This window comes from Streptomyces cahuitamycinicus (assembly GCF_002891435.1).
GTDB lineage: Bacteria > Actinomycetota > Actinomycetes > Streptomycetales > Streptomycetaceae > Streptomyces > Streptomyces cahuitamycinicus.
Genome location: NZ_POUC01000319.1, coordinates 1 through 9,527 on the forward strand (window position 1 = coordinate 1; position 9,527 = coordinate 9,527).

Below are 9,527 nucleotides of genomic sequence, written 5' to 3' on the forward strand. Positions count from 1 at the left end.
CAGGCACACGAGGACGTGAGGGAACCCGCCCACCCGTCACGGAGCGTGCACACGATGCACGCAGCCGGACGGGGACACAGCGAACGCGGGAGACCAGCGCATCCAACACCGCTCGGGATGCGCGCAGTTCCAAGAGCTGGCAGCAAATGCCACTCCTGGACACTGTTTAGGAACGGTGCGGTATGTCGGTGGACGGCGAGGCGGTACGGCTCCGGACCGAGGCGGACGAGCCGGGGTGGGAGGTGGACCCGGACGACGAGTGGGGCGTGGCCGTACTCGCCACGGTGGGACGGCAGTTGCGGCTGCGGCGGGAGTCGGTGGGGATGCGGGCCGCCGACTTCGCGGTGGCGGTCGGGTATGGAGAGGACCTTGTCTACAAGGTCGAGGGTGGGAAGAGGATTCCCCGGCAGGAGTACCTGGACAAGGCCGACGAGGTGTTGGGCGCGGGTGGGCTCGTCGCGGCGGCTTGGGAGGACGTGAAGAGGGTTCGGTATCCCAAGAAGGTTCGGGAGCTCGCCAAGTTGGAATCGCAGGCGGTGGAGGTCGGCGTCTACGAGAGCAACTGCATCAACGGCCTCTTGCAGGTTCCCGACCATGCCAGGGCGCTGTTCGAGGCGATGCAACCCCCGTACTCCCCGGACGAGGTGGAGCGCATGGTGGCCGCGCGGGTGGCTCGTGCGTCGATCTACGAACGTACGCCCGCTCCTGCGCTCAGCTTCGTCCTGGAAGAGGCGGCTCTGCGCCGTCCCATCGGGGGCACAATGGTGTGGCGTCGACAGCTCGAACGTCTGTTGGAGGTGGGAGGGCTGCACAACGTCGTGCTTCAGGTGATGCCGTTGAACCGCGAGACCCACTCCGGTATGGACGGCAAGATCGAACTACTGAAGTTCGTGGACGGTTCCGCCGTGGGGCGCTCCGATGGTGCGTTCAACGGCCGACCGACCTCCGATCCCAAACACCTGCGCATCCTTGAGCTGCGGTATGGCACCATCCGGGCTCAGGCGCTCTCCCCACGGGAGTCGCTGGCCTTCGTCGAGCAACTGCTGGGAGAGACATGATCCGCAAGACCACTGCCGGGGACGCCTCAGAGCTGGCGTGGTTCAAAAGCAGCTACAGCGGCGGTAACGACGGCAACTCCTGCGTTGAGCTTGCCGTCGCCCCCGGCACCGTGCACGTTCGCGACTCCAAGGACGTGGAAGGCCCCCGGCTGGCCATCTCGCCCGGCGCGTGGGCGGACTTCGTGCCGTACGTCGTTACGGGCTGACGCCTCTACCTGGCCACGAACTGGGTCAGGATCGCCTGGACCTCGTAGATGTCGACGCCCTTGGTGAAGGTCTTCTGGATCGGGAGCTGGGAGCCTGAGAGCCAGATCTTCAGCTCTGCGTCCAGGTCGAACGTGCCCGCCGTCTCCACCGCGAAGTGGGTGATGCTGCGGTAGGGAACCGAGTGGTACTCGACCTTCTTGCCGGTGATGCCCTGCTTGTCGATCAGGATCAGGCGGCGGTCGGTGAAGAGGATCGTGTCGCGGATCAGCAGGTACGCGGCGTGGACCTGTTCGCCGTGGCCGAGGAGGCGGGCGTAGTCCTGCTGGGCCGACTGCGGGTTCACGGTGTGTGCGTTGCCGAACAGTGCCATGAAAACCCCCGTGATGCGTCGCGGCGGCCGGGTGGCCGTCCTGGTGCGATCTTCGCAAAGCTCAGGGCCCGGGAGAAGGCTCTCGTCCTCCCGGGCCCTGTGCTGTAGCCGGCGTGTTACGACCGTTACGCGGCCGACTCGCCGCCGAAGCGCTCCTTGTACGACTCCAGGTCCTCGTCCGTGAGCTTGGCGAACAGCACCGGCGGGATCGTGAAGGGGGTGCCGGCGGGGACGGCGGTGAGGGAGCGCGCCTCTTCCTGGGTGACCCAGGCCGCCGTGTCGTTCTCCAGGGAGAACGCCTCGCGCATCTTCTTCGCCGACGTCGGGATGAACGGCTCGGAGACCACGGCGTAGAGGTGGATCAGGTTCATCGCCGTCCGCAGGGTGAGCGCGGCGCCCTCCGGGTTGGTCTTGATCTCCAGCCAGGGGGCCTTCTCCTCCAGGTAGGAGTTGCCCGCCGACCACAGGGCGCGCAGCGCCGCCGCGGCCTTGCGGAACTGGATGGCCTCCATCTGGGACTCGTACTCCGCGAGCAGGCGGGTGATCTCCTCGCCCAGCTTCGTCTCCGCCTCGCCGGGCTCGGAGCCTGCCGGGACCTCCTCGCCGAAGCGCTTCTTGGAGAAGGACAGGACTCGGTTGACGAAGTTGCCGAGGGTGTCGGCCAGGTCCTTGTTCACCGTGGCGGTGAAGTGCTCCCAGGTGAAGGACGAGTCGTCCGACTCCGGGGCGTTCGCCATCATGAAGTAGCGCCAGTAGTCGGCCGGCAGGATGTCGAGGGCGTCGTGCGTGAAGACGCCTCGGCGCTGGGACGTGGAGAACTTGCCGCCGTAGTAGTTCAGCCAGTTGAAGGCCTTGATGACGTCGACCTTCTTCCACGGGGCGCGGGTGCCCAGCAGGGTCGCCGGGAACATCACGCTGTGGAAGGGGACGTTGTCCTTGCCCATGAACTGCGTGTACTGGACGTTCGCGTCCGACTTCCACCACCAGGAGCGCCAGTCGCGGTTCTCCGGGTCCTGGTCCGCCCACTCCTTCGTCGCGCCGATGTACTCGATCGGGGCGTCGAACCAGACGTAGAAGACCTTGCCCGCGGCGGCGAGGTCCGGCCAGGTGTCGGCGGGGACCGGGACGCCCCAGTCCAGGTCGCGGGTGATCGCCCGGTCGTGCAGGCCCTCCGTGAGCCACTTGCGGGCGATGGAGGAGGCGAGGACGGGCCAGTTGTCGGCACGCTCGTCGACCCACGCCTCGACCTCGCCGGCCAGCGCCGACTGGAGGAGGAACAGGTGCTTGGTCTCGCGGACCTCCAGGTCGCTGCTGCCGCTGATCGCGGAGCGGGCGTCGATCAGGTCCGTCGGGTCCAGGACGCGCGTGCAGTTCTCGCACTGGTCGCCGCGGGCCTTGTCGTAGCCGCAGTGCGGGCAGGTGCCGATGATGTAGCGGTCGGGCAGGAAGCGGCCGTCGGCGTTCGAGTACACCTGGCGGATCGCGCGCTCCTCGATGAAGCCGTTCGCCTTCAGCTCGCGGGCGATCTCCTGCGTGATCTCGTGGTTCTGCGGGGAGGAGCTGCGGCCGAAGTAGTCGAAGGCCAGGCTGAAGCCGTCGTAGATCGCCTTCTGCTGGTGGTGCGCCTCGGTACAGAACGCGTCCACGGGGACGCCCTGCTCCTTGGCGGCGAGCTCGGCCGGGGTGCCGTGCTCGTCCGTCGCGCAGATGTAGAGGACCTCGTGGCCCCGCTGGCGCAGGTAGCGGGAGTACACGTCCGCCGGGAGCATGGACCCCACCATGTTGCCCAGGTGCTTGATCCCGTTGATGTACGGAAGGGCGCTGGTGATGAGGTGTCGAGCCATCGCGGGCTGCTCCCAAGTCGCTACGCGGGGTGACGATCTCGTGGTCCAAGTCGTCTACGAACCTTGAAATCGTAGCTGACACGGGTACGCCGCCCGCCTCCCCTTTTGCTGGGTGAGAAGCGGGCGGCGTCGGCAGGAACGTCTGAGGGCTACGGGCGCCAGTTCGCCAGTACGCCCTCGTAGAGCTCCTTGTCCGTGAGCTCGCGGGGGGTTTCGCCGGCGAGGAAGTGGGACGTGTTGGGGGTCTTGAGCTTGCGGAGGTAGTCGAAGGCCTTGTTCTCCGGGTCTCCGAAGGCGACGAAGGAGAAGAAGACGGCGGGGTGGGTCTTGGCGGCGTCGGTGAGGGCCTGGGTGGCGGGCGTCTTCGCGTCGGGCGCCCCGTCGGTCTGGAAGATCACCAGGGCGGGAGTGCCGGCGGTTTCTGCCTTGTCGTGCTGGGCGAGGACCGCTTCCACCGCCGCGTGGTAGCTGGTGCGGCCCATGCGGCCGAGGCTCGCGTGCAGGTCGTCGATCTTGTTCTCGTGGTCGGTGAGGGTGATCTCGCCGGTGCCGTCGAGTTCGGTGGAGAAGAAGACGACCGGGACGGTCGCCTCGGGGTCGAGGTGGGCCGCGAGGGCGAGGGTCTGCTCGGCGAGAGCCTGGGCGGAGCCGTCCTTGTAGTACGGGCGCATGGAGGCGGAGCGGTCGAGGACGAGGTAGACCTTGGCGCGGGTGCCGGTGAGGTTGTTGGTGTCGAGGGTGGTGGTGGCGGCCTGGTAGGCGGTGGTGAGGCCGGGAGCGAGGGTCTTTACGCGGGTGAGGGGGACGGCGGGGGCGTTGGTCTCGGCCTCGGCTTCGCCTTCGGCCGTCTTGGTGTTCCCACCCGCACCACCCGTGCTGCTCTCGTCGCCGGGTGCGGGTGGCCCCTGAGGGGCCCGGTCGCCGTCGGCGGCCGCGGGTTCGGGCGCCGCCTCGGCTTCGGCCGTCGGCTCGGCCTGTGTGGTGGGTTCGGCCTCAGGGGCCGTCTCGGGCTTCGTCTCCGCCTTGGCCCCGGCCTTCGGCGTGGCCTTCCGCTTCGCCTTGGGCTCGGCCTGCGGCTTTGCCTCGGCCTCGGGCTCGGCTTCGGCCGTCGTCTCGGGCGCGAGCGGGGCCTCGACCTCGGGCTTCGGCTTCCGCTTCGGCTTTGGCTTCGGTTCGGGCGTCGCCTCGGCCGCCGGCTTCTCCTCCGGCTTCGAGTCCGTCGCCGTCGTCGGAGCAGGGGCCTCTGGGGCGGCCGGTTCCGCTGCCTCCGGCTCGGGCTTCGGCTCCGGCGCGGGCTCGGGCTTGGGCGCTGTGGGCGTCTCGGCCTGCGGCTCGGGCTCGGCCTGCGGCTCGGGCTCGGCCTGCGGCTCGGGCTCGGTCTCCGGCTCGGGCTCGGCTTCCGGCTTCGCGTCCGCTTCCGCCGGTGCGTCGGCCTTGGGCGCAGCCTTCGCGTCCGCTTCGGTCTGGTCCGCTTGCGCCGGTGCGTCGGGCTCGGCTGCCGCCTTCGTGTCCGCCGTCGCCACGGTCTCCGGCTCAGCCTCGTCCGCCGGGCTGTCCTCAGGCTTCTCCGAGGTCGTCGACTCCGGGTCCTCCGTCGTCGGAGCGGCCGCGGAGGGCGTCTCCGCCTCCAGCGTCTCCTCCACCGGCGCAGTCTTCTCCACCGGCGCCGTCTCCACCACCGGAGTCGCTTCCGAGGCCGCCTCGGTCTCCGTCGCAGTCGCCTCGGCCTGCGTCTCGGCCTCCGCCTGTGTCTCGGCCTGTGTCTCGGCCTGCGGCTCCGCCTCCGGCGTCTTCTCCGCGACGGCCGGCTCCGCGGTCCGCGGTGTCTCCTCCGCAGCCTGCCGATCTCCGACGCTCGCCCGCTCCCCCTCCGCCGATCGCGTCGGCCTCGGGACCGCCACGTTGTCGAAGGCCGCCGACACCAGATCGTGATGGTCGGAGGACGACGTGCGGGGCTCGGGGACGCCGGCCGTAGGCGCGGGGTTCGGTTCCGGGGAGGGGGACGGGACCTTCGGGCCCGTGTCCGCAGACGGGGCCGCCGCCGAGGTCCGGCCGGCCGGTGCGGGCGTTTCGCCGCTGGACTGCTCCCCGGCCCCGCTGGTCTCACCGGCGGTCGTCGTCCGCGCCGCACCCTCCGCCTCGGCGGTCCGTGACTTGCGGGACCGACCGAACGCGTTCCGCAACCGAGTGAGAATGCCCATGTGCGCGCAACCCTTCGCGTGAGTTGAAGCCGTCAATCCCTGGCCAGGACGGACACGTAAGGTTAGCGGCCCTCCTGTGTGATCTTGGGCAGGGTCTGTTGTGCCAGGTCCACCCTGTCAAGAGGGCATCCGGCCGGTGCGGGTTTCGCCGGGCTGGATCGCCGCAACCCCCGTACGGCGGCCGGGGGTTCATCCGCTGTTCACCAGGGCGCCCGGCTCTCGCGCATGTGTGCCCCTACGGTCACGCTGACACCAAGGGCATCCAAGGAGAGACCAAAGTGCGCAAGCTGCTGCCGTTGATCGGAACGCCGTCCGGTTCGCACCCCGGCGGCCGGTCCGCCATGACCTGTCGTTTCCGGTGTGGTGACGCCTGCTTCCACGAGGTGCCCAACACCAGCTCCAACGAATACGTCGGTGACGTGATCGCCGGTGCGATCGGCCGCCGGTCGATGATGCGGGCCGCGGCCGTGGTGACCGTGGCCGCCGCCGGGGCGGGCGCTGCGGGCGTCGCACAGGCTCCGCGGGCCGCCGCCGCCCCGGCCGCCGGTGCCCCGTCCGCCGCTGCCGCCTCAGAGGCCGCACGGCGCAAACACAAGGGCGCGCGCGGTCTGCGCTTCGCGCCCGTCGCGCCCAACACCACCGACGCGGTGACCGTGCCGGAGGGGTACCGGCAGAACGTCGTCATCCGCTGGGGCGAGCCCATCCTGCGCGGTGCGCCCGCCTTCGACCCGGAGAAGCAGACCGCGAAGGCCCAGGCCGGTCAGTTCGGGTACAACTGCGACTTCCTCGCCCTGCTGCCGTTGCCCGGAGAGCGCAACCGGCAGCTGCTCGTCGCCAACCACGAGTACACCGACGAGATCTTGATGTTCCGCGGCTACGACGCCGACAAGCCGACCCGCGAGCAGGCCGAGATCGCCTGGGCGGCGCACGGGCTGTCCGCCGTCGTGGTGGAGGGGGACCGCAAGAGCGGCAAGCTCACCGCCGTCTCCCGGCATCAGCTGAACCGGCGCGTCACCGCCACCACCGAGTTCCGGCTCACCGGGCCCGTCGCCGGGTCCGAGCTCGTGAAGACCTCCGCCGACCCGACCGGCACCAAGGTGCTCGGCACCCTCAACAACTGCTCCGGCGGCGTCACCCCCTGGGGCACGACCCTGCACGGCGAGGAGAACTTCAACCAGTACTTCGCCAACAGCGGCCGGGCGACCGACAAGCGGTACGGGATCGGGACCGGGGGCAGCGAGCGGAAGTGGGAGCGGTTCGACAAGCGGTTCGACGTCGCCCGGGAGCCGAACGAGGTGCACCGGTTCGGGTACGTGGTGGAGTTCGATCCGTACGACCCCGCCTCCACGCCTCGCAAGCACACCGCTCTCGGGCGGTTCAAGCACGAGGCCGCGACCGTGCGGCTCACGCACGACGGGCGTCCGGTCGTGTACTCCGGTGACGACGAGCGCTTCGACTACTTCTACAAGTTCGTCGGTAGCAAGCGGATGCGCCACGGTTCCTCGCGTGCCGTGCGCGAGCACAACCTCTCCCTCCTCGACGAGGGCACGCTGTACGTCGCCAAGGTCACCGGTGACTCCCCCGCCATCGAGATCGACGGCACGGGCAAGCTGCCGGCGGACGGCGAGTTCGACGGGAGCGGCGAGTGGATTCCGCTGGCCACCGCCACCGCGGACGGCGCCGTCTCGCACGTGGACGGGATGAGCGCCGAGGAGGTGTTCGTCTTCACGCGGCTCGCCGGTGACAAGGTGGGCGCGACCAAGATGGACCGGCCCGAGGACATCGAGCCGAACCCGGTGACCGGCAAGGTGTACGTCGCCCTGACCAACAACACCAACCGGGGTGTCGGTTCCAACGCCAAGGCGGACGAGGCCAACCCGCGCAACGCCAACAAGCACGGGCACGTGCTGGAGCTCACCGAGCGCTGGAACCGGCCCGAGAGCACCCGGTTCGCCTGGTCGCTGTTCCTGGTCGCCGGTGACCCGGACGACCCGGCGACCTACTTCGCCGGGTTCCCGAAGGAGGGCGTCAGCCCGATCTCCTGCCCGGACAACGTCGCCTTCGACCCCTACGGCAACCTGTGGATCTCCACCGACGGCGCCCAGCTCGGCTCGCACGACGGTCTGTTCGGTGTGGCGACCCGGGGTGAGCGGCGCGGTGAGCTCAAGCAGTTCCTGACCGTGCCGAAGGGCGCCGAGACCTGCGGCCCGATCATCCAGGACCGGCGTGTCCTGGTGGCCGTGCAGCACCCGGGCGAGATCGACGGCGCGTCCGTGGAGAAGCCCGCCAGCACCTGGCCCGACGGGCCCGGGACCCACGTCCGTCCGGCCGTCGTGGCCGTGTGGCGTGCCGACGGGTGCGACATCGGCGTCTGAGCCGTCCGGCGGCAGCGGTTCAGTACAAGCGGTTCAGCGGCAGCCGTTCAGCGGCAGCCGTTAAGGAGCAGCGGTTCGGCAGCCGTGGTTCAGCGGCAGCGGCAGCGGCAGTGGTTCAGGGGAGGGCCGGGCTCGGGGTCTGAGAGGGCCGCCGGGTGCCGGCCGTTCCCGCTCCTGCCACTCCCGGTACGCCGGTGCCTGCCGCGCCACCTCCCCGTACGCCTCCTCCAGTGCGGGGTAGACGCCGTCGAGGTCGGTCTCCGTCCGGGCGGCGGCGATGGACAAGGCCCTGGAGAAGTCGGCCCGTTGACACTCCATGGGGATGCGGCCGTCCCGCTGTGCGGGGCGGCCGTATCCGTGTGTGCGTGACCGGCCCGGGTCAGCTGCCCTCGTGGAGCGTGAGGTCCGTGACGACCGCGCGGTGGTCGGTGTCGGCCAGGTCCAGGATGCGGGTGCGGCTCGCGCCGAAGTCCTCCGAGACCAGGACATGGTCGATCTGCACGCCGAGCGTGGGTGCCGTACGGGCCGGCCAGGTAGCCGTGCGGTCGGCTCCGTCCAGCCGGGAGGCGTCGCGCAGGCCGGTGTCGAGGATGCGGCGGAAGGCCGCGTGGTCCTGGGAGGCGTTGAAGTCTCCGGCCAGGACGAGGGGGGTGCCCGGGTCGGCGGTGGCCGCCTCGCGCAGGGCGGCGAGCTCCCGGCGCCAGAGGTCCACCTGCCCGGGCAGCGGGGGCATCGGGTGGGCGAGCTGGAGCCGTACGGCGTGCCCGTCCACGTCGGCGACCGCCCCGGGCATGCCCATCGTGCCGGGCACGCCCTCGGTGGGCCGGAGCGGGAAGCGGCTGAGGATGACGGAGCCCTCGGAGCCGCCGCCCGCCACGGCCCGGCGGTGCGGGTAGTCCTTCGAGAGGTCCCGCTTCAGCAGCGCGTCGCACTCGTAGTCGCATTCCACCACGAAGACCACGTCCGGTTTCTCGCGGCGGACGGCGGTGACGAGGGAGCCGGTGCCCTGGCCGAACTCGACGTTGGAGGTCAGCACGCGCAGTTCGGCGACCGGGCGGCCCACGGGGTCGCCGACCTTGCCGTACGGCTCGATGAACCAGGCCAGCAGGCCGAGCAGGACCACCCCCCAGAGCGTGCCGGGCCACCAGCGGGACAGCAGGGTGAGCAGCAGCGCCACGGCGGTGGGCACGAGCAGCCAGGGGAGGAAGGCGAGGAACTGCGGGACGGGCGTGATGCCGTCGCTGTCGGCGGCCCGGAAGCCGACGACCACGCTCACTCCGGCGAACAGCAGACCGGCACACCAGACGCCGAGCCGCCGTCCGGGCGGACGGTGCTCCCGCCCGTCGTCCCTGGCGGTCCACTCGGCAGCGGCGGTGTCCAAGGCCCGGCCTTCCGTTCGCGGGGTGGGATGCCCGAATCCCCCCTCAAGGGCCCCCTCAAGGGCGAATCCTCCCTCAAAGACGGGGTGGGGC

Annotated in this window: 8 protein-coding genes; 3 read left to right on the top strand and 5 right to left on the bottom strand. The window is 70.4% G+C overall.

Going from position 1 to position 9,527, the window contains the following annotated elements; translation table 11 throughout:
- The first annotated feature begins 182 nt into the window (after positions 1-182).
- Positions 183-1,058, top strand: a complete 876-nt coding sequence (locus C1J00_RS31225; protein WP_102912343.1) for a helix-turn-helix domain-containing protein — start codon at positions 183-185, stop codon at positions 1,056-1,058.
- A complete protein-coding gene (locus C1J00_RS31230) occupies positions 1,055-1,264 on the top strand; it encodes a DUF397 domain-containing protein (protein WP_102912344.1) in 210 nt (69 codons plus the stop codon). Before C1J00_RS31225 ends, C1J00_RS31230 begins: the two co-directional genes overlap by 4 nt.
- 5 nt (positions 1,265-1,269) lie before the next feature.
- On the opposite strand, the gene C1J00_RS31235 is transcribed toward C1J00_RS31230, so the two are convergent.
- From C1J00_RS31235 to C1J00_RS31245, 3 genes are all read right to left on the bottom strand, one after another.
- Complete coding sequence (locus C1J00_RS31235) at positions 1,270-1,635, bottom strand: PH domain-containing protein (protein WP_102912345.1); 366 nt, start codon at positions 1,633-1,635, stop codon at positions 1,270-1,272.
- A 125-nt stretch (positions 1,636-1,760) separates the two neighbouring features.
- Positions 1,761-3,479, bottom strand: a complete 1,719-nt coding sequence (metG, locus tag C1J00_RS31240) for a methionine--tRNA ligase (RefSeq protein WP_102912346.1) — start codon at positions 3,477-3,479, stop codon at positions 1,761-1,763.
- A gap of 149 nt (positions 3,480-3,628) precedes the next feature.
- A complete protein-coding gene (locus C1J00_RS31245) occupies positions 3,629-5,680 on the bottom strand; it encodes a VWA domain-containing protein (RefSeq protein WP_102912347.1) in 2,052 nt (683 codons plus the stop codon).
- A gap of 278 nt (positions 5,681-5,958) precedes the next feature.
- On the opposite strand from C1J00_RS31245, the gene C1J00_RS31250 reads away from it, so the two are divergent.
- Positions 5,959-8,055 carry a PhoX family protein gene (locus tag C1J00_RS31250; protein ID WP_102912348.1) on the top strand — a complete coding sequence of 699 codons (2,097 nt, stop codon included), beginning with the start codon at positions 5,959-5,961 and terminating at the stop codon, positions 8,053-8,055.
- A 60-nt stretch (positions 8,056-8,115) separates the two neighbouring features.
- Here the strand turns inward: C1J00_RS31250 and C1J00_RS47185 are convergent, their stop codons facing one another.
- Together C1J00_RS47185 and C1J00_RS31260 are read right to left on the bottom strand one after the other, a co-directional pair.
- Positions 8,116-8,373 carry a hypothetical protein gene (locus C1J00_RS47185; protein ID WP_439333448.1) on the bottom strand — a complete coding sequence of 86 codons (258 nt, stop codon included), beginning with the start codon at positions 8,371-8,373 and terminating at the stop codon, positions 8,116-8,118.
- A gap of 61 nt (positions 8,374-8,434) precedes the next feature.
- On the bottom strand, positions 8,435-9,436 hold the full coding sequence (locus C1J00_RS31260; protein ID WP_102912349.1) for an endonuclease/exonuclease/phosphatase family protein: 1,002 nt from the start codon (positions 9,434-9,436) through the stop codon (positions 8,435-8,437).
- Between the last annotated feature and the right edge of the window lie 91 nt (positions 9,437-9,527).

Bases quoted from the DNA above. Each gene is read 5' to 3' on its own strand.
- C1J00_RS31225 (WP_102912343.1), top strand. From the start codon at position 183: ATGTCGGTGGACGGCGAGGCGGTACGGCTCCGGACCGAGGCGGACGAG.
- C1J00_RS31230 (WP_102912344.1), top strand. From the start codon at position 1,055: ATGATCCGCAAGACCACTGCCGGGGACGCCTCAGAGCTGGCGTGGTTC.
- C1J00_RS31235 (WP_102912345.1), bottom strand. From the start codon at position 1,635: ATGGCACTGTTCGGCAACGCACACACCGTGAACCCGCAGTCGGCCCAG.
- metG (WP_102912346.1), bottom strand. From the start codon at position 3,479: ATGGCTCGACACCTCATCACCAGCGCCCTTCCGTACATCAACGGGATC.
- C1J00_RS31245 (WP_102912347.1), bottom strand. From the start codon at position 5,680: ATGGGCATTCTCACTCGGTTGCGGAACGCGTTCGGTCGGTCCCGCAAG.
- C1J00_RS47185 (WP_439333448.1), bottom strand. From the start codon at position 8,373: ATGGAGTGTCAACGGGCCGACTTCTCCAGGGCCTTGTCCATCGCCGCC.